Here is a 22,659-nt window from a genome sequence, read left to right as displayed (position 1 = left end):
CACACCGCCGCCGGTCAGCCGCTCACCGGCGGTTCTCCGGCTCGCCGAGTCCGGTGACGTGGACCTGCGCCGTACCCGGCGGGACGGGGTCCTCCTCCACCGTGCCCACCTCCGCGAGCACCTGCGGGTTCCGGATCCGGACGCCGGCGTACCAGGCCAGACCGAGGACGAGCGCGCCCGCGAAGATCCACGGCATGAGGTTCATCGGCCAGTCCGGGACCGGGACGACGTTCTTGTAGAAGACGTAGAGCAGCGCCGCCACGACGACGATCGCGAGGACCGTCGACAGCGGGTTGGCCTCACCCCGGCGGCGGAGGAAGAACGGCAGCGCGACGGCCATCAGCAGGTACCCGAGCATGTAGCCGAACGTGCCGATCGTGCCGACGTAGGCGTAGACCTCGAGCGGGGCCCGCCCGGCGATCATCAGGAGGATCGGCACGAGGCCGACGACGGGCGCGAGGACGCCGATGGCGATGTGCGGGGTCTTGTGCTTGGCGTGGGCCCGGCCCAGCACCGCGGGCAGCACGTCCTCCTCGCCCATCGTGTAGAGCACGCGGGCGGCGGCGTTGATGCTGGCGATGGCGACCGCGAAGAACGACGCCGTGACCCCGAGGTCGACCAGCCAGGTCACGCCGCCGAGACCGTTGCGCTGGGCGAGGTCGCTGATCGGGGCCGAGCTGCCGCTCAGCGCCTCGGTCCCGCCGAAGCCGAGCACGGAGGCGTAGGTCGCGAAGACGTACAGGATGCCGACGAGGATCGCGCTGCCGATCACCGCCCGGGGGATGGTCCGGTGCGGGTCGCGGGCCTCCGCGCCCAGGCTGGCCGCGCTCTCGAACCCGACGAACCCCAGGACGGCGAGGACGATCCCGAACGTGACGCCGTCCGAGGTGAGACCGGACAGGTCGAACTGGGACGGAGCCGAGCTCTCGCCGCCGTTGGCGACCACGACGACGAGGACCAGCAGGACGGCGGACACCGAGACGACCTCGAGCACCAGCCCGATGCGCGTGGAGATCTTGATGCCGGCGATGGCGAACGCGGCCGAGGCGACCGTCGTGATCGCCGTGATCACGATGAACCCGGTCATCGTCGCCGCGGGCAGCCCGAGGGTCTCGAGGAAGCTGGCGGCATAGGGGCCGATCAGGGTCACGCCGAGCATCGCGATGCACGTGTACCCGATGACCAGTCCCCAGCCGGCCGCGAACGCCCCGGTGGGGCCCAGTCCCCGGGCGACGTAGCTGTAGAGCGAGCCCGACGACGCGAACCGCCGTCCGAACTGCGCCACGACCAGCCCCACGAGCACCACGACGATCGTGGCCGCCACGTACGACAGCCACGCCCCCTGGCCGGCGAACAGCACGATGAGCGCAGGCCCGGTGGCCATGACGGCGCTGGGGGCGATGCCGGCCACCGACTGGGACAGCACCTCGACCTGGCTCATCGAGTTGTGCGCCAGGCCCCGGTCGGGGTGGACCGCGTGCGGCTGCGGCTCCGGCCCGCTCACGGGACCACCGGCCCGTTGCCGGCGGCGGCGTGCCCGTTGCCGGCGGCGTGCCCGTTGCCGGTGTGGCAGGCCGGCGCCGACGGCGGCAGGTCGAGGGCGGGGTTGCCGTCGAAGAACCCGACCGGCTTGAGGTGGAACCCGACGTAGCTGACCGGCATGACCGGCCAGTCCTCGGGGCGGACGACGTGGTGGGCGCCGAACGAGTACCAGACCACCACGTCCTGGTCCTCGAGGGACCGGTCGGCCTTGACGAACTCGGGCAGCCCACCGGCGTTCTCGCACTGGTTGGGGTAGTCGCCGGCGGCGAACATCTCGCGCGGGTCGTACGCCGTCACCCACAGGTGCTTGTACGCGAACTGCGCGCGCGAGAAGGCCTGCGAGCCCTCCTGCTGGAGCGGGAGCACGTTGTCCCCGGGCATGAGCTTGTAGCCGGCCGGCTGGCCGAGTTCGTTCACCGAGGAGGGGTTGACGATGTACCAGACGCGGGCGGCGAACGGGTCGATCAGCCGCTGGGCCTCGCTCTCCCGGCCCAGCAGCGTCTTCTGGGTGACCCAGGCGTTGCCGTAGGGGTTGTCCGCACCCGGGGGCAGCGGGACGGAGTCGACCTCGTAGACGGAGTTGCGCTCGCCGTCGACCTGCATGTCCAGGCGGACGTTGAAGAAGTGCTGGTGGTGCGGGCCGTAGAGGCCCGGGGCCACGAGGTTGCCGAACCGCGGCTGCTCACCGGGCTGGACGGCGCCGGTGGAGATCACGCCGGTGAGCTTGACCTCGAACTGGATGCTGCCGTCGGTGTAGAGGTACCAGAAGAACCCGTACTCGTAGTTGCCGACGGTGGCGAAGCAGGAGATCACCAGCCGGCGCGAGCGCCGGACCTCCATCTTCTCCGTGCGGAAGTCGGTGTGCTTCCACGCGACCCCGTAGTCCTCCTCGTGCATGCAGATGGCGTTGGGGATGGTGACCGGCTGGCCGTCCTGGTCGTTGGCGACGGCGTCGAAGTAGTGGATCTCGCCCAGGCAGTCGCAGCCGAGCTGCAGTGGGTTCAGCAGCAGCCCCACCCCGTACTCACCCTCGTCGAAGACGTTCTTGATCCGGTGCGTGGGAGCCGGGTCGGCGTAGGGGATGTACATCTCCGACAGCGACGCCCGGTAGATGACCGGGCGCAGCCGGCCCTTGTCCTCGTAGCCCACCTGGTGCAGCACGAGGCCCTCACGGGGGCTGTAGCCCACCCGCAACCGCCACTTCTGCCAGCTGACCGCGTGGCCGTCGACGGTGAAGCTCGGCCCCTCCGGCTGGGTGATCTCGATCGGCCGGACGTCGTCGCGCAGCCCTGGGAACGCCGGGCGGTTGTCCTCGTCGAACGCCAGCTCGGGCGTGTAGTTGCCGGCCTTCCCGGGCAGCGGCACGACGCCGTGGTCGCGGACGTCGATGACCTCCATCCGGTCGAGGTCGACCAGCACGATGAGCCCCTCGACCGGGCGGGCGTAGCCGTTGTCGTCCTCGCGGGAGCGGACGAAGGTCAGCGGGCGGATGAGCCGACGCCCTTTGGGGTCCTCGAGGTCGTAGCCGGCGGCCCACGGGTCGATCATCGTCAGCGAGAAGTCGGTGACCCCGCGCTTGCGCATCGCCTCCTGCCACCTCGGGTCGGCGCGGGTGATCTCCTCGGTCTGGAAGAACTCCTCCAGCATCACGCTGGGCTGGACTCCCTCCACGACCTCCCAGGAGGTGACCAGGCCGCTGGAGAGGGAGACGACCGCCTCGATCGTCTGCTGGTGGCCGCGGTCGTAGAGGACGACGGAGGCCGCCCGTTCCGGTTCGGGGCCGCCCGCGCGGTCGTGCGCGAGGACCTCCTGCTTGGGCGGCTCGTGCAGGCGGGTCATCACGAACCGGACCTGGTCACCGAGATCCCGCTGCTCGCGGAGGATCTCCGACGTCCGCCGGATCTCATCTGGGTTCAGGGGCTCCAGCGGGTTGCTGGTGGTGGTGCGTACATCCGGAGCGTGGAGGGCCACGGCATTCTCCTCGAGGAGCGTCGACCGGGCCTGGGGGCGCGGGGGCGCGCGGCCAGGTGGGCCGGACCGTACCGAGGGCGTGGTGCGGCCGACAAGGAGTTCCAGTGACCTAGGTCACAACCGCTGGTGGGAGCTGGGCCCCCTCAGCGTGTTTCGCTGAACACCCAGCGGAGTCGGTGACGGACAGTGGGGGGTTGTGACACACCCCGCGGAGGTGCCGGGCAGGGACTGCCATAGCGGAGCCCGCGGAGGTGCGCATGAGCAACTCCGACCTGAGAACGGACGACCTGCGGCGACCCGCCCCCTCAGCGCGGGGTGATCGACAGGGTCAGCGCGCGGCGGCCCTCCTCCGACCGCGCGGTGGCCGTCCGCTCGGCCGACGGGGTGCCGTACTCGGTGGTGCGCTGGCGGGCGGGACGGCCGATGGCGGCGGCCATCGCCTCGAGCTGGGCGATGGTCTTCAGCGAGCCGTTCTCGCTGCCGGCCATCCGGCTGATCGTCTCCTCCATGAGCGTGCCGCCGAGGTCGTTCGCGCCGCCGGCCAGGACCGCCTGGGTGCCGACGTCGCCGAGCTTGACCCAGGAGGTCTGCACGTTGGGGATCCGGCCGTGCAGCAGCAGGCGGGCCACCGCGTGCACCGCCCGGTTCTCCCGCACGGTGGGGCCGGGGCGGGCGACGCCGGCCAGGTAGATCGGCGAGCTGTGGTGCACGAACGGCAGCAGCACGAACTCGGTGAACCCGCCGGTCTCGTCCTGCACCCGGGCCAGGGTGCGCAGGTGCGCCACCCAGTGCGCGGGGGTGTCGACGTGGCCGTACATCATCGTCGAGGTCGTCGGCAGCCCCACGCGGTGCGCGGTCGTGATGATCTCGATCCAGGTGGCGGTGGGCAGCTTCCCCTTGGTGAGCACCCAGCGGACGTCGTCGTCGAGGATCTCCGCCGCGGTGCCCGGGATGCTGTCGAGCCCGGCCTCCTTCGCGGCGGTGAGGAACTCCTCGAACGACAGCCCGGTGCGGGCGGCGCCGTTGACGATCTCCATCGGGGAGAAGGCGTGCAGGTGGATGCCGGGCTGCCGGCGCTTCACCTCGCGGGCCAGGTCCAGGTAGGCGCTGCCGGGCAGGTCTGGGTGGATGCCGCCCTGCATGCAGATCTCGGTCGCCCCGGCGGCCCAGGCCTCGTCCACCCGGTCGCCGACCTGGGCCATCGACAGGGTGTAGGCGTCGGCGTCGGTGCGCCGCTGGGCGAACGCGCAGAACCGGCAGCCGGTGTAGCAGACGTTGGTGAAGTTGATGTTCCGGTTCACCACGTAGGTGACGTCCTCGCCCACGGTGTCGCGCCGGACCGAGTCCGCCAGAGCCACCAGCGCCTCCAGGTCCGCCCCGTCGGCACCCAGCAGCGCCAGGTACTGCGCGTCGGTGAGGCCGGCGGGGTCGGTCTCGGCGTGCGACAGGGCCCCGTGCACCGCCGGGTCGCCGACCCGCAGGGCCGACGACCCCGCCGACCGGGCCGACTCGGTGCGGGAGCGCAGCTCGGACCAGTCGCCGTAGACGGCGTCGAAGTCGCTGCGCCGGTCGCCGGTGCGCCCGACGGTGTCCACCTCGACGTGCAGGTCCACCCGCCCGGACGACGTCCACGCCTCGTCCGGCTCCTGCCACGGCCGCCCGGCCGGGGTGCGGCCCTCGACCGCCAGCCCGCCGGGGCCGGCCAGCGCGGCGACGTGCGGGCGCACCCGGGGGTCCAGCCACGGTTCCGGGGAGAGGACGTAGGGCGGCTGGGCGGCCAGCCGCTCCCGCAGCTCGAAGCCGGCCTCGGCGGTCAGCGCGGCCAGCTTGTCGATGTTGGGCCAGGGCCGCTCGGGGTTGACGTGGTCCGGCGTCAGCGGCGAGACCCCGCCCCAGTCGTCGACGCCGGCGCGCAGCAGCAGCTCCAGCTCGGTGGAGTCGGACAGGTTCGGCGGCGCCTGCACCCGCGCCTTCGGCCCGAGCAGCAGCCGGGTGACGGCGACCGCGGCGACGTACTCCTGCAGGTCCAGGTCGGCGGAGGCGGCCATCGCGGTGCGCGGCTTGGCCCGGAAGTTCTGGACGATGACCTCCTGCACGTGCCCGTGCCGGGCGTGCGCCGCGCGGATGGCCAGCACGGCGTCGACCCGCTCGGCGTAGGTCTCGCCGATGCCCAGCAGCACGCCGGTGGTGAACGGCACCGCCGAGCGCCCGGCGTCCTCCAGCACCCGCAGCCGCACCCGCGGCTCCTTGTCCGGCGAGCCGAAGTGCGGGCCGCCGGGTTCGGACCACAGCCGGGTCGCCGTCGTCTCCAGCATCATCCCCATGGACGCCGACACCGGCTTGAGCCGCTGGATCTCCTCCCACGACAGGACGCCGGGGTTGAGGTGCGGCAGCAGCCCGGTCTCCTCCAGCACGCGGATCGCCATCGCGCGCAGGTAGGCCGGGGTCGAGTCGAAACCGTGCGCCTCCAGCCACTCGGCCGCCACCGGCCAGCGTGCCTCGGGGCGGTCGCCGAGGGTGAACAGCGCCTCCTTGCAGCCCAGCGCGGCCCCGGCGCGGGCGACGTCGAGCACCTCGTCCGGCGACAGGAACGGCGCCTTCCCCGCCGCCCGCAGCTGACCGGGCGTGGTGACGAACGTGCAGTAGTGGCAGCGGTCCCGGCACAGGTGGGTCAGCGGGATGAACACCTTGCGGCTGTAGGTGACCACCCCCGGGCGCCCGGCCGAGGCCAGCCCGGCGTCGCGCACCCGGCCGGCGGCGACCAGCAGCCGGTCCAGCGGCTCCCCCTCGCCCAGACCGCGGGCGGACAGCAGGGTCTCGGCCTCGGTCGCGTCCAGGGCGACGCCGCGCTCGGCGCGGACGACGGCGCGGCGCACGGCGGACTCGGTGGGGATCAGCTGCTCGGTCATCGCGGTCGACGCTATCCCCTGCCCCCCTGCCGGGTGTCGCCGAAGGGTGGTCTCCTCAGACGTCCCGGCGCTGGAAGGACAGCGCGGTCAGCCCCCAGAACACGGCGATCCAGACCACGGCCCACGCGAGGTACGCGGGGGTCAGCGGCGCCTCGCTCAGGAAGGGGAAGCCGCCCTCCCCGGGACCCATCTGGACCAGGGCGACCGGGTCCTGGAAGGCGTTCATCGCGCCACGCCACAGGCCGTCGGTGGGCAGCAGGACCCGTGACACCGTGCCGACGCGCTCGACGCCCTCGTTGCCCAGGGCCGCGCCGATGCCCCCGACCACGCCGGCGACCCAGGTCGCCCCGAACAGCCCGACGGCGATGATGCCGGAGGCCATCGGCGACACGACGCTGGACAGCAGGAGCGCCAGCGTCAGCAGCACCACGGTCTGGGCGGCCAGCAGGGCCAGCCCCACGGCGGGCGCGGGCGGCCAGTAACCGACCGCCACCCGGACGACGAGGATCTCGGCCAGGCCGGCCAGGACCACGTACCCGGAGCCGAAGGCGACCAGCCCGAGCCACTTGCCGAGCAGGACCGACGACCGGCGGACCGGACGGGCGAGGATCGCCAGCGCCTGTCCCGACTCGACCTCCCCGGCGAGCGTCGGCCCGGCGAGGAAGGCCGTGCCGATGGCCGCGATCAGGCTCAGCCCGAACATGATCAGGTTGAGCAGCAGCGAGGCGACGAGACGGGCCTCCCCGCTGGTCATGGTGCCCAGCTCGGTGTCCAGGCCGACCAGCTTCGAGAAGCCCCAGGCGCTGAGCGCCAGCAGCACGACGGTCAGCGCCAGGAGCGCCCAGACCACCCGCCGCCGGGCGGCCTCGCGCAGCGTGAGGCCGGCGACGGTCAGCGCCGTCACGACGTGGGCTCCTCGTGGCGCAGGATCCCGAGCAGCCGCTCCTCGAGGCTGATCCGCACCGGTTCGACGGCGTGCACGCGGACGCCGAGCCCGACGAGGTCGCGGACGAGGTCCGGGACGGTGACGCCGTCGTCCTCGGACGAGAGGGCGACGGTGAACCAGTCGCCGCTGCGGGCCAGCGCGCCGGCCGCCCGCAGCCGGTCCTCGGCCCGGCCGTCCGCGCCGCCCAGCCGCAACCGCACCTCGCGCTGGCCGAGCAGCTCGGCGAGCGTGCCCGACGCGGCCACCCGTCCCCGGTCGAGGATCACCACCCGGTCGCACACCCGCTCCACCTCCCCGATCAGGTGCGAGTTGAGCAGGACCGCCACGCCGCGGGACCGGAGCGCGAGCACGAGGTCGCGCACGTCGACCCGGCCGATCGGGTCGAGCGCGCTGGTGGGCTCGTCGAGGACGACGAGCTCGGGCCGGGCGACGAGCGCGACGGCGAGCCCGAGCCGCTGCTGCATGCCCTTGGAGAACCCGCCGACCCGGTCCCCGGCCCGCTCGGCCAGTCCCACCAGCGCCAGGCACTCCCGTCGCTCGGCGGCGGGGACGTCGACCCGGGCCAGACTCACGTGCAGGTCCAGCACCTCGGCCGGCGTCAGCCAGGGCTGGTAGCGGAAGAGCTCGGGCAGGTACCCGACGGCGGCCCGCGACCGGGGGTCGGTCGACCGCCGGCCGAGCAGCAGCACCTCACCGGCGTCGGGCCGGACCAGGCCCAGCAGCATCTTGATGACGCTGGTCTTCCCCGCGCCGTTGGGGCCGAGCAGGCCCAGCACCTCGCCGCGGGCGACCGAGAAGGAGACGTCGTCCACGGCGGTCCGGCGTCCGTACCGCTTGCGCAGCCCGGAGCACCAGACCGCCGGGGACGGCGGGAGAGCCGCCAGCTCGCCGGCCGCCGTCCCCGCGGCCGTGGTGTCGGAGGTCACGCCCCGGACGGTAGTGGCGTCAGCGGAGGCCACGGGCGACCGACAGGAGCTCGTCGGCGCTCAGCGACCCGGCGACCCCGGTCATCACGCCGTCCTCGACCCACACCACCCCGGCGAACAGCCCGTTGCGCGAGGTGAGGACGGTCGCCTCCACGCCGCCGACGTCGGCGGTGGAGCTGGTCACCATCTCCGCCGGGACGGGGAGGGGCAGGGTCGCGCCGTCCGCCGAGAGGTCGCGGAGCTGGTCCGCGAGCCCGTCGGGCAGGCCGGGGAGGGACAGCAGGTGGTCGCGCACCGTCTCGAACGGGACGCCCGAGGAGTCCACGCGGGGGGCGCCGACCCGGGCGACGACGAGCGTCGGCACGCCGGTCGGCTGGGACCAGACGGTCGCGACGCCCGGACCGGCCTGCAGCCGCAGCCGGCTGCCGTCGATCCCCGCGGGCGCCGGAGGCAGGACCTCGCCCTCCGCGGCCGCGGCCTGCGCGGCCTTGTCGGCCGAGAAGGTGAACGTGGCGTCGAGGACCCCCGCCGCCTGGTAGGCCGGTTCCCCCGTCACGCCGTCGGGCAGGTCGGCGACCTCGGGGACGTCCAGGCCGGTCCGCTCGCGCGCGGCCGCGGCGTCGGGCACCTGCTGCGGGTCCGGCTCCTGGGTGACCTCCAGGTCGCCGTAGGCGGAGAGGTCGGGCACCTGGACGAGGTCGGTGGCGCTCACCTCGACCGGGTCGACGCGCTCGGCCTGGAAGATCGGCAGCCAGTCGTTGGCCGCCGCGACGCCGGCGCCGGTCACCAGCACCACCGCGCTCACCGCGGCCACGGCGGGCTTGCGGACCGTCGTCCACCACCGGCCGCGCGCCGCGGGAGCCACCGGACGACGGGCGCCGGCGGTCGTCGCGGGCGCCGCGGCGGTCGCCGAGAGGCGGGCCCAGGCGGCGTCGGTGTCGACGGTCGCGGAGCCCGCGGGGGCGAGCGCGGAGCCGACGAGCTCGGCGTCGGCGCGGGCGGTCTCCAGTGCACCCAGGCACGCCGGGCAGCCGGCGACGTGGGCGCGGTCGGCGTCGGTCACGCCGGCCGGCTCGTCGACCAGTCGGCGCAGGACGCCCTCACTCGGGTGACGCATGGCGGTTCAGCTCCTCGAGCAGGACGGACTCGGCGCGGCGCACGGTGGTGCCCACGCTCCCTGGGGACATGTCGAGTGCGGCGGCGACCTCGGCGTAGCTCAGGCCGCTGTGCCGGAGCACCAGCGCGGCCGCCTGTTTGTGCGGCAGCCGGCCCAGCGCGGCCCGGACCGAGCTGCGCTCCTCGCCGGTGATCACGGTCTCGGCGACGTCGGGGACGACGGCCGGACCGGGCCCGGCGGCCACCTCACGGGCGCTGCGACGCCGGCCGGAGCGGAGCAGGTTGAGCGCGGTGTGGGTCGCGGCGACGGTCAGCCAGCCCCCGGCCTCGGCGGCCGGCACCGAGGAGCGGCCGAAGGAGAGGAAGACCTCCTGCGCGACGTCCTCGGCGGAGTCGCGGGAGCCGAGCACCCGGGCGGCGACGGCGACAACCCGCGGGTAGTGGCTGCGGAAGACGTCGGCCAGGTCGGTGCGCACGGCACCGCGCGCGGCGGGACTCGACACCGCTACGCCGCCCCTCCCTCGTGCGCCGCGCACCCTGCCCGGGACCGGGAGGGCGGCGGCCGGTCCTCCGGGCCGGATGAGCTCCATGCCCCTACAGCACCGCCGGGGCCGCGGATGTGACAACCGGTTCTCACCGCGCGGTCAGGCGCGACCGGCCGCGGCGCCGCTGTCGTCGACGTAGCGGCCCCGGTGCCGGAGCAGGGGCGGAGCGGCGGCGTCCCCGGCCAGCACCTCCTCGACGCCCAGCAGGGCCAGCACGTGGTCTCCGGCGTCGACCAGCCGCTCCAGCCGGCAGTCCAGGGCGACCAGCCCCCCGCTCAGCACGATGCCCCCGCTGCCCGGGGCCCGGGTCCAGGGCAGGGACTCCAGCAGGTGACGGGCGCTGGGCCGCCCGGCGGAGGAGAACCGCGACGCCACGATCGCGTGCCCGGCGGCGAGCACGGTCAGCGCGCAGGTGCCCACCGCCTCGAGCACCTCCGCCGGGTAGCCGCCCGCGGTCAGCCCGACCGCGACCAGCGGCGGGTCGGCCGACACGCTCATCACCGAGGTGACGGTGGTGCCGACGTCGTCGATGTCGTCCTGCACGGTCATCAGGCACACCCCGGCGGCGTACTGGCGGAGCGCGTCGGCGAACGTGGCGGGGTCGACCGGCATGGCGGCCAGTCGACCACACCGCCAGGATGCGACGGGTGAGCGGACAGGGACGCGAGCATCGCAGCGAGGAACGAGCGAGGAGCGGAGCGTCCCGCGGGAGCGAACCGGTGACGGTGGTCGCTGCGGAGCTGGTGGTGGACGTCGTCGTCCTCGGGGGCGGCTCCACCGGGGAGAACGTCGCCGACGCCGTCGTCCGCGGGGGCCTGACCGCGGCGCTCGTGGAGGCCGAGCTGGTCGGCGGCGAGTGCTCGTACTGGGCGTGCATGCCGAGCAAGGCGCTGCTGCGCGGCACCGAGGCCCTCGCCGCGGCGCGGGCCGTGGACGGCGCGCGGCAGGCGGTCACCGGCGAGCAGGACGTCGCCGCCACCCTCGCCCGCCGCGACGGCTTCACCCACTCCTGGGACGACACCCCGCAGGCGCAGTGGGTCGACGGCGCTGGCATCGCGCTGCTGCGCGGCACCGGCCGGCTCGACGGCGAGCGCGCGGTGGTCGTCGCCTCCGCCGACGGGACGACCACCCGGCTCACGGCGCGGCACGCGGTCGCGGTCTGCACCGGCTCGGAGGCCGCCGTCCCGCCGATCGAGGGGCTGCGCGACGTCGGCGCGTGGACCCCGCGCGAGGCCACCAGCGCCAAGGAGGCCCCCGGCCGGCTGCTGGTCCTCGGTGGTGGGTACGTCGGCTGCGAGATGGCCACGGCGTGGCAGGCGCTCGGCACCCGGGTCACCCTGCTGCAGCGCGGGGAGCGGCTGCTCGACGACATGGAGCCCGAGGCCGGGGCAGCGGTGGCCGCCGCGCTGCGCGACCGCGGCGTCGACGTCCGGCTGGACACCGACGTGGTGGCCGCCTCCCGGGAGGGCGACGAGGTGGTGCTGCGGTGCACCGACGGCGAGCGGCGCGGCGACGAGGTGCTCGTCGCCGTCGGCCGGCGGGCGCGCACCGCCGACGTCGGCGTGGAGACGGTGGGACTGACGCCGGGGGAGTACCTCGACGTCGACGACTCGCTGCAGGTCCGGGGCCTGCCGTGGCTCTACGGCGTCGGCGACGTCAACGGCCGCCGGCAGCTGACCCACATGGGCAAGTACCAGGCGCGGCAGGCCGGCGCGGCGATCGTGGCCCGTGCCCGCGGCGAGGCGGTGTCGACGGCCGACTGGTCGCCGACCGCGGCCACCGCCGACCGGCGGGCGACGACGTCGGTGGTCTTCACCGAGCCGCAGATCGCCAGCGTCGGCCTGACCCGGGCCACGGCGGCCGAGGCCGGGGTGCCGCACCGCGTCGTGACGTACCCGATCGGGCACGTCGCGGGGGCGTCGCTGCACGCCGACGGCTACACCGGGACGGCGGTCGCCGTGGTGGATCCCGAGCGCGAGGTGCTGCTGGGGGTCACCCTGGTCGGGCCGGGCGTGGCCGAGCTGCTGCACGCGGCGACCGTCGCGGTGGTCGGCGAGGTGCCGATCGCCCGGCTGTGGCACGCCGTCCCGGCCTTCCCCACGATGAGCGAGGTCTGGCTGCGGCTGCTGGAGGCGTACCGCGGCTGACGCGCCCGGACGCCTTGTCCCGCCGGGGCCGTCCGGGCCATCCTCGGGACGCATGGACGTGGTGTGCGTCGGCGGCGGACCCTCCGGGCTCTACTTCGCGATCTGCACGAAGAGGCGGGATCCGGGCAGTCGGGTCAGGGTCCTCGAACGCAACCCGCCCGGCGAGACCTTCGGCTGGGGTGTCACGTACCCCGACGAACTGCTGGACCTGCTCTACGAGCACGACCCCGAGAGCGCACGGGAGATCCGCGCCCGGTCGGTCACCTGGCACGAGCAGGAGTTCCGCCTCCACGGGCGGTCCGTCTACCTGCCCCACACCGTCTCGGGCATCGAGCGGGCGACCCTCCTGGACGTCCTGGCGCGGCGCGCGGTGGAGCTGGGCGTGGAGGTCGAGTACGGGCAGGAGGTCACCGACGTCACGCCGTTCGCCGACGCCGACCTCGTCGTGGCGTCGGACGGCGTCAACAGCCGGGTCCGCCAGCAGTTCGTCGACGCCTTCGGCACGCGGGTCGTCGTCGGACGCAACCGCTACGCCTGGCTCGGCACCGACCACCGGTTCCCGTTCATCACGTTCGTGTGGGAGCGGACGCCCGCCGGGTGGATCTGGATCCACTCCTACCCGGCTCGAGGCCCGATCAGCACGTGCGTCGTCGAGTGCAAGCCGGAGACCTGGACGGGCCTGGGACTGGACCGGATGGCCTCCGACGAGTGTCTGCGCCTCCTCGAAGGCGTCTTCCGGGACGCCCTGGCCGGAGGGCGGCTGTACGGGAGCCCCCGCGGCGAGCCGGCGCGGTGGCTGTGCTTCAAGCACCTGACCAACCGGACGTGGCGGCACGGCAACGTCGTCCTCATGGGCGACGCGGCCCACGCCGTGCACTACACCCGCGGCTCGGGTACCCGGTACGCGATCACCGACGCGGCGACCCTGGCCGACTCCCTGGCCGCCCACGGCGACCTGCCACGCGCAGTGGAGGCCTACGAGGCCCAGCGCCGGCCGCTCATGGACCGCGCCGTGAAGAGCGGACAGCACCGGGCGGAGCGGTCGGAGAACGTCGACCGGCTGCTCGAGTACGACGTCATCGACTACATCACCGCCAGGAAGGGCTGTCCGCCCGAGGACCTGTGGCGCTACCGCCCGCGCACCCTGGCCCGCCAGCTGCGTCCGGTGCGAGTCGCGCGTCGGCAGGCGCTGGTCCTGTCGCGCTGGAACCACGCCCGCGGCCACTGGCGGGACGGCGGCCGCCCGGCCGCGGCGCCCCACCTCGTCGGGGCGTCCTCAGTCGGAACGGCCTCAGTCGGAACGTCCTCAGCGGAAGGGACCCCGGGCGCATGAACGTCGTCTGCGTGGGCGGTGGGCCGGCGGGCCTGTTCTTCGCCATCTGCGCCCGGAGACGCGATCCCGACCTCGCGGTGCGGGTGATCGAGCGGTACGTCCCCGGGGCGACGTCCGGGTGGGGCGTGACCTACTCCGAGCGGATGATGGACCTGCTGTTCGCCAACGACCTGCCCGGTGCCCGGGAGGTCCACGCCCGCTCGGTGAGCTGGGAGGAACAGGAGTGGTGGAAGGAGGGGCGGTCGGCGTACTTCTCGCACTACCGCTCCGCCCTGGAGCGGTCGGCACTCCTCGACGTCCTCGCCCGCCGCGCCGTCGACCTCGGCGCGGAGGTCGAGTTCGGGCGGGAGGTCCGAGACCTCGCCGAGGTCGCGGACGCGGACCTGGTCGTCGCGTCCGACGGCGTGGGCAGCCGGGTCCGGCGGCAGTGCGGAGACGCCTTCGGGACGACGACCACGTACGGCCGCAACCGCTACCTCTGGCTCGGCACGGACCACGTGTTCCCACGCATCACGTTCGCCTTCGAGCGGACCGGTGCCGGGTGGGTGTGGATGCACGCCTACCCGTCCAGCCGCACCACCAGCACCTGCGTCGTGGAGTGCACGCCGGAGACGTGGCACGGCCTGGGGCTGGACACGCTGCCGGGCGCGGACGGGCTGACGTTGCTGTCCGGGGTCTTCGCCGAGGTGCTGCACGGCCGGCCGCTGACCGGTCGGACCAGCGGTGACCCGGGGACGTGGCAGCGCTTCCCGCACATGACCAACCAGACCTGGTGGCACGACAACATCGCCCTCATGGGGGACGCCGCCCACGCCTCCCACTTCACCTGGGCCTCGGGCACCCGCCTGGCCATGACCGACGCCGTGGCGCTGGCCGACGCCCTGGCCGAGCACCGCGACCTGACCAAGGCCCTCACCGCCTACGACGAGCGACGCCGTCCTCGGGCGAACCGCGCGGTCGACGCCGCCCGGCGCCGGGCGGAGCGCTGGGAGCACTTCGACGAGATCCTGGACCTCGACGTGCTCGACTTCGTCAACGCCAAGGACGGCCGCCGCGACGGGGCCGCGGTGCGACGCCGTCACCCGCTGTCCCGTGCCGGCCAGCTGGGCGTGGTCCGGGCCGCCGGGCGGGGGATCCGCGCGGCCCGTCGGCGGTACGCCGCCCCGCGTCGCTGGCCGGGGCTGGACGGCGAGCCCCCGGCGGAGCCGGCTCAGCCCCGGTCGAGCAGCAGCAGGCTGTAGGCGGCCAGGCTCGGGCCGTCGGTGAACCGGCCGTCCCGGATCCTGGCCCGCAGCTCCACCTCGGGGACGAAGTCGCAGCGCATGTCGGCCTCGGTGGCCTCGCGCGCGGTCGGGCCCGGGGTCAGGTCGGTGGCCAGCCAGACGTCGAACTCCTGGGTGGACAGCCCCGGCGCGAGGTCCAGGTGGCCGAGGTGGCGCATCGCGCCGGCCCGGAGGCCGGTCTCCTCCGCGAGCTCGGCCCGGGCCAGCTCCTCGGCGCCGCCGGAGGCCCCGTGGGACCAGGTGCCCTGCGGGAACTCCCAGGCCCGCCGGCCGACCGGGTGGCGGAACTGCTCGACCAGCCAGAACCCGTCGCGCTCGGCGGGCAGCACCAGCGCGAAGTGCGGCTTCTCCACGACGCCGTAGATCCCGGTCGACCCGTCGGGCCGCTCGACCTGGTCCTCGCGCACCCGGATCCACGGGTTCCGGTAGACCTCTCGGCTGCTCGTCGTCCGCATGCCGGCCAGCCTCTCAGGGCAGCGGGTGCGGCGCCGTGGTGGTCTGCGGGAGTCCCCCGTCGACGGTGGCGGTCACCGTCATCGACTCGAACCGGGCCACCCCGCCCAGGGTGGTGAGGAAGGCGGTGTCGGCGGCGTCGCGGCCGGCGCAGATCCGCACCAGCGACCGCAGCGGCGCCAGCCGGGTGGCGTCCACCACGTGCCAGGTGCCGTCGACGTCGGCCTCGACGACGGCGTGGAAGTCCATCGGGTCCAGCCCGGGCGCGTAGACGGCGACCAGTCGGGCCGGCACCTCCAGGGCACGCAGCAGCGTCACCGTCAGGTGCGCGTAGTCGCGGCACACGCCCCGGCCGGCCAGCAGGGTGTCGACGGCGGTGTCGACCGGCCGGCTCGCGCCCGGGGTGTAGACCAGCCGGTCGTGCACCCAGGCCGCCACGGTCTCGACCAGCTCGGCGCGCGGGAGGGAGCGGTCGAACTCGGTCGAGGCGAAGCCCTCCAGCTGGTCGCTGGGGCAGTAGCGGCTCGGCCGCAGCGCCTCCGCCCAGGCGGCCGGCGTGACCGGCCGCGGCGGGCCGTCGCCCTCCACCGCGGCGGTGTAGGCGACCGTCGTCGTCCCCTCGCCCAGCTCCACGCGGTGCACCCGGGCCTCGCCGGCGGCGAACTCCTCGACCGCCAGCGGCCGGCCGTCGCACAGCACGGTCAGCTGCTCCTCCAGCGGGGTGGCGGCGGCCACCTGCAGCAGCGCCGTCGCCGGGGCGGGGGAGGAGATCGTCAGGGCCGCCGCGACGTCGGTGCGCACCCACCCATCGTCGCGTCGTCGCAGGCCCGGCGCCCTGTGTGGTGCCTCACCCCACCCGTGGTCAGCGGGGCTCCCCGGGGCCGTGCTGGAGTGGAGGTCGTGCAGCTCGAGCCCTCCCGTACCACCTGGCGCCGCTACGTCGCCCTCGGCGACTCCTTCACCGAGGGGCTCAGTGACCCCGACCCGCAGCGGCCGGGGGAGTACCGCGGCTGGGCCGACCGGCTGGCCGAGCACCTGGCGGCGGCGGCCGACGGCGACGTGGAGTACGCCAACCTCGCCGTCCGGGGACGGCTGCTGCCACAGGTGGTCGAGGAGCAGGTGCCGGTGGCGCTGGACGCGCAGCCGGACCTGGTGAGCCTGGTCGCCGGCGGCAACGACCTGCTGCGCCCGGGCGCGGACCCCGACCGGCTGGCCGCCGTCCTCGAGGACGCCGTCGCCCGGTTCCGCGCCGCGGGTGCCGACGTGCTGCTGGCCACGGGCGTCGACCCGCGCCAGACGCCGATCATCCGCCGCACCCGGGGACGGGTCGCCGTGTTCAACGCGTCGCTGTGGTCGATCGCGGCCCGGCACGGCGCCGTCGTCCTCGACCAGTGGGGCGCGGAGTGGGTGCAGGACTGGCGGATGTGGGACAGCGACCGCATCCACCTCACCGACGAGGGCCACCGCCGCACGGCGCTGGCCGCCGCCACCGCCCTCGGCCTGCCCGTCGGCGACGACTGGCGGCAGCCGCTGGCCCCGCAGCCGCGGCGGGCGTTCCGGGCGGCGCTGGCCGAGGAGGCGGCGTGGGTGCGCGGCTTCGTCGCGCCGTGGATCGCCCGCCGGCTGCGCGGCCGCTCCTCGGGCGACGGCCGCGCGGCCAAGCGGCCGGTCCCGCTGGCGCTGCCGCGGGCCTGACTCAGTCCCGGTCGTCGTCCTCGTCGGGGTCGGCGTCCGGGTCGCCGTCGGGCTCCGGGTCGCGGACCAGCCGCAGCGCGGGGCCGGACGGCGGGCCGAGGTCCACGGCCGGGTCGATGTACTCCATCTCCTCCACGACCAGTGCGTGCTCGGCGGCCAGGACGTCCTCGACGGTGACCGTCCCGGGCGGCATCGTCCCCGCCAGCTCGACGTCCTCGGTCGTCGGCGCGGGACCGGGCAGCGGGGCGGGGCGGCCGAAGGCGTAGCCCTGGGCCATCACGCAGCCGTGCTCGCGCAGCCAGTCGGCCTGGTCGAGGTCCTCGATGCCCTCGGCGATGACCTGCAGGCCCATGCCGAGGCCCAGCTGGACCAGCCCCTGGACCAGCGCCGCGGTGGAGGGCTCGGTCACCACGTCGGCGACGAACGAGCGGTCGATCTTCACCGTGTGGATGGGCAGCCGGTGCAGGGCGGTGATCGCCGAGTAGCCGGTGCCGAAGTCGTCCAGCGCCAGGGTGACGCCGGCGTCGGTCACCTCCGACACCGCCTGCAGCGTCGCCTCGGCGGCGAACAGCGCGGTCGACTCGGTGATCTCCAGCTCCAGCCGCTCCGGCGGGAGGCCGGACTCGGCGAGGGCGTCGGTCACCAGCTCGGCGAACCCGGGCTCGGCCAGGTGCCGGGCGGAGATGTTGACGTGCACGCGCAGCCCGGCTGGCCAGGTCGCGGCGTCCACGCAGGCGCGGCGCAGCACCCACGCACCGAGCTTGGAGGTCAGACGGTTGTCCTCGGCCGCGTCCATGAACGCGCCCGGGGGCAGCAGCCCGCGGGTGGGGTGCTGCCAGCGGATGAGTGCCTCGTAGCCGAGCAGCGTCTCGTCGGCCAGCGCCACGATCGGCTGGTAGAAGAGCCGCAGCTCGTCGGAGTCCAGCGCGTGCCGCAGGTCGGCCTCCAGCTGCAGCTGGTCGATCTCGCTGTCGCTGAGCACGCCGTCGTGCACCTCGATGCGGGCCCGGCTGCCGTCGGCCTGGGCGCGGGTGAGCGCGTTGTGCGCCTGGCGCAGCAGGTCGTCGGGGGCGACGTCGGAGCCGAGGGTGAGGCCGACGCTCGCCGACAGCACGATCTCCCGCTCGCCGATGAGGAACGGGTCGTCGAGCACCGACAGCAGCCGGTCGGCCAGCGCGCGCAGGCCCTCGAGGTCCTCGACGTCCTCGGCGAGGATCAGGAACTCGTCCGAGCCCAGCCGCACCGCGGTGTCCTCCACGCGGGTGCTCCACCGCAGCCGGTCGGCGACCTGGATGAGCAGCTGGTCGCCGGCCTCGTGGCCGAGGACGTCGTTGACCGCCTGGAACCGGTCGAGGTCCAGGTGCACCAGGCCGACCTGCAGCCCGCGGCGGCGGGAGAGAGCCAGCGCGTGGTTGAGGCGCTCGCCGAGGGCCCGGCGGTTGGGCAGGCCGGTCAGCGGGTCGGTGTAGGCCCGGCGGACGAGGTCCTCCTCCGCGCGGCGCCGGTCGGTGACGTCGACCAGCGACAGGACGACGAAGTGCGGCGCGCCGGTGCTGGTGTGGATCACCTCGTGGGACTGCATCGCCCACAGCTCGCTGTTGTCGGCCCGGCGCAGCCGCCGCTCGCCGTCCAGCCGCAGCCACGGGTCCAGCGGGCCCTCGGGGGCCGGCGGCAGGTCGGGGACCGGCGCCTCGTCCGGGTGGGCGAGCAGGTCGACGTGCCGGCCGACGAGGTCCTCGGCCGCGCGCCCCGTCATCGAGCACAGCGCCTCGTTGACCACGAGGAGGTGCCCGTCGAGGTCGACGAGTGCCTTGGGGATCGGCGCGGCGAGGAACAGCGCGCGGAAGAGCTGGCCGCGGTCGGCCAGCAGGGTGTCGATGGCGCGGAGCCGCGAGCCGGCGGCGGCGCCGGGGGTGCCTGCCCGGGGCCGCGGTACGTCGGGAGCGCTCAGGTTCACCGGTCCAGGGTGAGGGACCGATGCCGTCAAGTGACGGAACCTCTCGTCGGAGAGTCGTGGTCAACTGAACACATTGAGTGACGACAAGTGGTGTCGGCGGCTGGTGTGACCGGTGGGACGCCGCTGTGGCCGTCGTCCCCCGGCGGTGTCCGCCGGGAACACCCGGCCCCTCCGCCGCGCTTGGCTCCGCGGACGACGAGAGAGGTGGAGTGATGGACGGCTTCCCGAAGCGGATCGGTTTCCTGTCCTTCGGGCACTGGCAGCCGGTCCCCGGATCACAGGTGCGCACCGGCCGTGACGCCCTGGTGCAGAGCGTGGAACTGGCGGTCGCCGCCGAGGAGCTCGGTGTGGACGGCGCCTACGTGCGCGTGCACCACTTCGCGCGGCAGCTGGCCTCCCCGTTCCCCCTGCTGGCCGCGATGGCCGCGCGGACCAGCCGGATCGAGGTCGGCACGGGCGTGACCGACATGCGGTACGAGAACCCGCTGTACATGGCCGAGGAGGCCGCCGCCACCGACCTGCTCGCCGACGGCCGGCTCCAGCTCGGCATCAGCCGGGGGTCACCCGAGACGGCGCTGCGCGGCTCCGAGGCCTTCGGGTACGTCCCCGCCGAGGGGGCGACCGACGCCGACTTCGCGCGGCAGAAGACCGCGCTGTTCCTCGCCGCGATCTCCGGTCAGCCGGTGGTGGACGCCGATCCGCAGATGACCGGCGGGATGACCGGCCGGCTGGCGATCCAGCCGCAGTCGCCGGGCCTGGCCGAGCGCATCTGGTGGGGGTCGGGAACCCGCGCGACCGCCGAGTGGACGGCGCGCCAGGGACTGAACCTGATGAGCTCGACGCTGCTGGTCGAGGACACCGGTGTGCCCTTCGACGAGCTGCAGGCCGAGCAGATCGCCCGCTACCGGGCGGCCTGGGCCGACGCGGGCTGGGAGCGGACGCCGCGGGTGTCGGTGAGCCGCAGCGTGATGCCGATCGTCACCGACCTGGACCGGCAGTACTTCGGCGAGCGGTCCGGCGACGACCAGGTCGGCCTGCTGGAAGGGGTGCGAGCGCGGTTCGGCAAGAGCTACGTCGGCGAGCCCGACCAGCTGGCCGAGGAGCTGGCCAAGGACGCCGCCGTCCGGGAGGCCGACACCCTGCTGCTCACCGTGCCGAACATGCTGGGCGTGGACTACAACGCCCGCCTGCTGGAGACGATCGTGCGGCACGTGGCCCCGGCGATCGGCTGGGTGCCGCCGGCCGAGCGCTGACGCCGGCCGCACGTGCGAGGGCGGTGGCGCCGGGGGCACCGCCCTCCTCGTGTCCAGCCGAGCCGTCACCCGGCCGGGGGAACCGGCCACGGTGGGACGTCCGCGACCCGTCGTCCCCGCCAGGCTGCGGGGGTGACCGCCGACCGTCCCACCCCCGCCGACGACGCCCGCTGGTCCGAGGCCGAGGCGCTGCTCGGTCCGGCGCCGGCGCGGTCGGCGCGGCGGCGGGCGCGCCGGTCGATGTGGCGGCAGTTGCTCGTCGTCGCGGGTCTCTCCGGCGTCGTGGGAGCGGTGATCGGGGTCGCCGTCGTGCTCGCGTCCGGGTCGGAGCCGGCCGAGGTCCCCGCCTGGCTCGCGGTCCTCGGGTTCGCCCTCGCCACCGGTGGGCTCGTGGTCGCGGGCGTCGCGGTCGTCCGGCAGTGGCGCGCGGCGCGACGCCGCGGTGCCTGGCGCAGCCCGCTGTGGGCACTCACGTCCCGGCAGCGCAAGGAACTGCTGGCGCAGGTGCGCGGCACCGCGCCCGTCGACCCGGCCCGGCTCCCACTGGCGCGCGAGCTGGCCGAGGGACTGCTCCAGCAGCGGCACGTCGTCCCGCTGACCACGGGGCTGCTGGCGATGTGGCTGGGGCTGCTGATCGCCTCTCCGGCCTGGTGGCGGGTCCCCGCGGCGGTGGTCCTGGCGGGGACCGCGGCCTTCGCCGTGCCCGCCATCCGACGGGACGAGCGGCGGGCCCGGGCGTTCCTGGCCGCGCACCCGCCGGAACGCACCTGACCGGGCTCGGGCGGTCGGAAGCGCGCCCGGCAGGGATCGAACCTGCGACCAAGTGCTTAGAAGGCACCTGCTCTATCCGCTGAGCTACGGGCGCTCGACTGCCGATCATCGCACTGGACCGTGCCACCCCGCGGGGTGCCGGGCCGGTCGGCACCGCACTGCTGGTGCCGGCCGCGCGGGCGGGACGAGGATGACCGGCGCACCGTCGTCCCCCGTCGGGAGGTGCCCCGTGAGCGAGACGACCGCTGCGGCGGGACCGTGGGCGGGGGCATCCGCCTACGAGGCGTACATCGGCCGGTGGAGCCGTGCGGTCGCCCCGGGGTTCCTGGCCGGGCTCGACGTGCCGGCCGGCCGCGCGTGGCTGGACGTCGGCTGCGGTACCGGCGCGCTGACCGGAGCGGTGCTCGCCGGCTGCGCGCCGGGCAGCGTGCTGGGCGTGGACCCCTCGCCCGCCTTCCTGGCCCTCGCCAGGGCGCAGATTCCCGACGGGCGGGCGTCGTTCCGCGAGGGGGACGCGCAGGCGCTGCCGATGGACGACACGTCGGTCGACGCGGTGGTCTCCGGCCTGGTGCTCAACTTCGTGCCCGACCCGGCCGCCGGCGTGGCGGAGATGCGGCGGGTGGTCCGGCCCGGGGGTGTGGTCGCCGCCTACGTGTGGGACTACGCCGACGGCATGCAGCTCCTGCGGTTCTTCTGGGACGCCGCCGTGGACCTGGACCCCGCCGCGCGGGACCTCGACGAGGGGCGCCGGTCGGGCTGGTGCCGGCCCGGCCCGTTGCGCGACCTGTTCGCCGGCGGGTTCGCGGACGTCGCGGTCGACGCCATCGTCGTGGCGACCGTCTTCACCGGCTTCGACGACTACTGGACCCCCTTCCTCGGCCGGACGGGACCGGCGCCGGCCTACGTGGCGTCGCTCGGGGAGGAGCAGCGCACCGCCCTCCGCGAGGCGCTGCGCGAACGCCTCCCCACCGACGTCGACGGCTCCATCAGCCTGTCGGCCCGGGCGTGGGCGGTGCGCGGGCGGCGCGGGTGAGGCGATCACGCCCGCAGTGGACCAGCTCCCGCTGCGCCGACGGCTCCGGTCGTCCACAGGCGCCGCTGCCGTCCACAGATCCCGGCGGGCGACGCCGCCCGGGCGCTGCGGCGTCGAGGGTCGGTCGCACACCGGCACCGCGCCGGACGCGCCGTCCCGGCGCTGCACACCCGAGGAGCACCGTGAACGACACGATCGTCACCGTCGTCGGCAACGTCGTCGACGCCCCCCGCCGCTACCGCCCGGAGGGCGGCACCCCGGTGACCAACTTCCGCATGGCCTCCACCGCCCGCCGCTTCGACAGCCGCAGCCAGGAGTTCGTCGACTCCGGCACCTTCTGGGTCGACGTCGAGTGCTGGAACGAGCTGTCGGGCAACGTCTCCGGCAGCGTGAGCAAGGGCGACCCGGTGATCGTCCACGGCACGCTCACCACGCACAGCTGGGAGTCCGACAACGGCCGCCGCAGCACGCCGCGGATCCGCGCCACTGCCGTCGGCCCCAACCTCGCCCGGGGCAGGACCACGTTCACATGCACCCGGCCCACCCGCACCTCCGACGCCGGGGGCGTCGCCGCGGAGACGCCGCCGCGCCCGGCCGACGGGGGGTTCCCGGGAGAGGCCGACATCCCGGTGGCCGGCCGGGACTACGTGGACGCCACCGAGACGTTGCACGGGGTGGACGCCCCCGACCTCACCGCGGTGCCCGCGCACGTCTAGTTGCCCGGGCTGGGAGGATCGGAGGCGAGAACGCACGGGGGCGGGCCGGCAGACGGCCGGCCC

19 protein-coding genes and 1 tRNA gene are annotated in these 22,659 nt (G+C 74.8%); 8 read left to right on the top strand and 12 right to left on the bottom strand.

Annotation, left to right across the window (positions count from 1 at the left end):
- Positions 1-22: 22 nt before the first annotated feature.
- From ACI784_RS08015 to ACI784_RS07980, 8 genes are all read right to left on the bottom strand, one after another.
- Complete coding sequence (locus tag ACI784_RS08015) at positions 23-1,504, bottom strand: APC family permease (protein ID WP_457013077.1); 1,482 nt, start codon at positions 1,502-1,504, stop codon at positions 23-25.
- A complete protein-coding gene (locus ACI784_RS08010; RefSeq protein ID WP_456923057.1) occupies positions 1,501-3,513 on the bottom strand; it encodes a primary-amine oxidase in 2,013 nt (670 codons plus the stop codon). Before ACI784_RS08010 ends, ACI784_RS08015 begins: the two co-directional genes overlap by 4 nt.
- Positions 3,514-3,818: 305 nt before the next feature.
- Positions 3,819-6,422, bottom strand: a complete 2,604-nt coding sequence (locus ACI784_RS08005; RefSeq protein ID WP_457013076.1) for a bifunctional FO biosynthesis protein CofGH — start codon at positions 6,420-6,422, stop codon at positions 3,819-3,821.
- A gap of 55 nt (positions 6,423-6,477) precedes the next feature.
- The gene (locus ACI784_RS08000) at positions 6,478-7,326 is read right to left on the bottom strand and encodes an ABC transporter permease subunit (RefSeq protein ID WP_456923055.1); all 849 of its coding nucleotides are present in this window, start codon (positions 7,324-7,326) and stop codon (positions 6,478-6,480) included.
- The gene (locus tag ACI784_RS07995) at positions 7,323-8,294 is read right to left on the bottom strand and encodes an ABC transporter ATP-binding protein (protein ID WP_457013075.1); all 972 of its coding nucleotides are present in this window, start codon (positions 8,292-8,294) and stop codon (positions 7,323-7,325) included. The genes ACI784_RS08000 and ACI784_RS07995 overlap by 4 nt, the downstream gene beginning before the upstream one ends.
- A gap of 19 nt (positions 8,295-8,313) precedes the next feature.
- A complete protein-coding gene (locus ACI784_RS07990; RefSeq protein WP_457013074.1) occupies positions 8,314-9,411 on the bottom strand; it encodes a hypothetical protein in 1,098 nt (365 codons plus the stop codon).
- Positions 9,395-9,913, bottom strand: a complete 519-nt coding sequence (locus tag ACI784_RS07985) for a sigma-70 family RNA polymerase sigma factor (RefSeq protein WP_456923052.1) — start codon at positions 9,911-9,913, stop codon at positions 9,395-9,397. Before ACI784_RS07985 ends, ACI784_RS07990 begins: the two co-directional genes overlap by 17 nt.
- A gap of 141 nt (positions 9,914-10,054) precedes the next feature.
- The gene (locus ACI784_RS07980) at positions 10,055-10,567 is read right to left on the bottom strand and encodes a flavin reductase family protein (RefSeq protein ID WP_457013073.1); all 513 of its coding nucleotides are present in this window, start codon (positions 10,565-10,567) and stop codon (positions 10,055-10,057) included.
- A gap of 107 nt (positions 10,568-10,674) precedes the next feature.
- Between ACI784_RS07980 and ACI784_RS07975 the strand changes: the two genes are divergently transcribed.
- The 3 genes from ACI784_RS07975 to ACI784_RS07965 are packed head-to-tail and all read left to right on the top strand — an operon-like array spanning position 10,675 to position 14,676.
- Positions 10,675-12,102: a dihydrolipoyl dehydrogenase family protein gene (locus tag ACI784_RS07975; protein WP_457013072.1), complete on the top strand. Its 1,428-nt coding sequence runs from the start codon at positions 10,675-10,677 to the stop codon at positions 12,100-12,102.
- Between the two features lie 52 nt (positions 12,103-12,154).
- A complete protein-coding gene (locus ACI784_RS07970) occupies positions 12,155-13,435 on the top strand; it encodes an FAD-dependent monooxygenase (RefSeq protein ID WP_457013071.1) in 1,281 nt (426 codons plus the stop codon).
- Entirely contained in the window at positions 13,432-14,676 is a 1,245-nt protein-coding gene (locus ACI784_RS07965) for an FAD-dependent monooxygenase (RefSeq protein ID WP_456923047.1), read from the top strand. The genes ACI784_RS07970 and ACI784_RS07965 overlap by 4 nt, the downstream gene beginning before the upstream one ends.
- Here the strand turns inward: ACI784_RS07965 and ACI784_RS07960 are convergent.
- Together ACI784_RS07960 and ACI784_RS07955 are read right to left on the bottom strand one after the other, a co-directional pair.
- The gene (locus ACI784_RS07960) at positions 14,646-15,173 is read right to left on the bottom strand and encodes an NUDIX domain-containing protein (RefSeq protein WP_457013070.1); all 528 of its coding nucleotides are present in this window, start codon (positions 15,171-15,173) and stop codon (positions 14,646-14,648) included. The genes ACI784_RS07965 and ACI784_RS07960 overlap by 31 nt on opposite strands.
- A gap of 13 nt (positions 15,174-15,186) precedes the next feature.
- Complete coding sequence (locus ACI784_RS07955) at positions 15,187-15,972, bottom strand: transglutaminase-like domain-containing protein (RefSeq protein WP_457013069.1); 786 nt, start codon at positions 15,970-15,972, stop codon at positions 15,187-15,189.
- A gap of 99 nt (positions 15,973-16,071) precedes the next feature.
- Between ACI784_RS07955 and ACI784_RS07950 the strand changes: the two genes are divergently transcribed.
- Positions 16,072-16,866, top strand: coding sequence for an SGNH/GDSL hydrolase family protein (locus ACI784_RS07950; protein ID WP_456923044.1), 795 nt, complete (start codon positions 16,072-16,074; stop codon positions 16,864-16,866).
- Between the two features lies 1 nt (position 16,867).
- On the opposite strand, the gene ACI784_RS07945 is transcribed toward ACI784_RS07950, so the two are convergent.
- Positions 16,868-18,823 (bottom strand): putative bifunctional diguanylate cyclase/phosphodiesterase, encoded by a 1,956-nt coding sequence (locus tag ACI784_RS07945; protein WP_456923043.1) that lies wholly within the window; start codon positions 18,821-18,823, stop codon positions 16,868-16,870.
- A gap of 212 nt (positions 18,824-19,035) precedes the next feature.
- Between ACI784_RS07945 and ACI784_RS07940 the strand changes: the two genes are divergently transcribed.
- Positions 19,036-20,076: an LLM class flavin-dependent oxidoreductase gene (locus tag ACI784_RS07940; protein ID WP_456923042.1), complete on the top strand. Its 1,041-nt coding sequence runs from the start codon at positions 19,036-19,038 to the stop codon at positions 20,074-20,076.
- A gap of 132 nt (positions 20,077-20,208) precedes the next feature.
- The gene (locus ACI784_RS07935; RefSeq protein WP_457013068.1) at positions 20,209-20,847 is read left to right on the top strand and encodes a hypothetical protein; all 639 of its coding nucleotides are present in this window, start codon (positions 20,209-20,211) and stop codon (positions 20,845-20,847) included.
- A 21-nt stretch (positions 20,848-20,868) separates the two neighbouring features.
- Here ACI784_RS07935 and ACI784_RS07930 read toward each other — a convergent pair.
- Positions 20,869-20,941 (bottom strand) — tRNA-Arg (locus ACI784_RS07930).
- A 135-nt stretch (positions 20,942-21,076) separates the two neighbouring features.
- Here ACI784_RS07930 and ACI784_RS07925 point away from each other — a divergent pair.
- Complete coding sequence (locus ACI784_RS07925; RefSeq protein WP_457013067.1) at positions 21,077-21,880, top strand: class I SAM-dependent methyltransferase; 804 nt, start codon at positions 21,077-21,079, stop codon at positions 21,878-21,880.
- Between the two features lie 182 nt (positions 21,881-22,062).
- The gene (locus ACI784_RS07920; RefSeq protein WP_457013066.1) at positions 22,063-22,596 is read left to right on the top strand and encodes a single-stranded DNA-binding protein; all 534 of its coding nucleotides are present in this window, start codon (positions 22,063-22,065) and stop codon (positions 22,594-22,596) included.
- Positions 22,597-22,659: the final 63 nt, after the last annotated feature.

Source organism: Geodermatophilus sp. SYSU D01186 (assembly GCF_054050215.1).
This window is presented reverse-complemented; position numbering and strand designations above follow the sequence as displayed.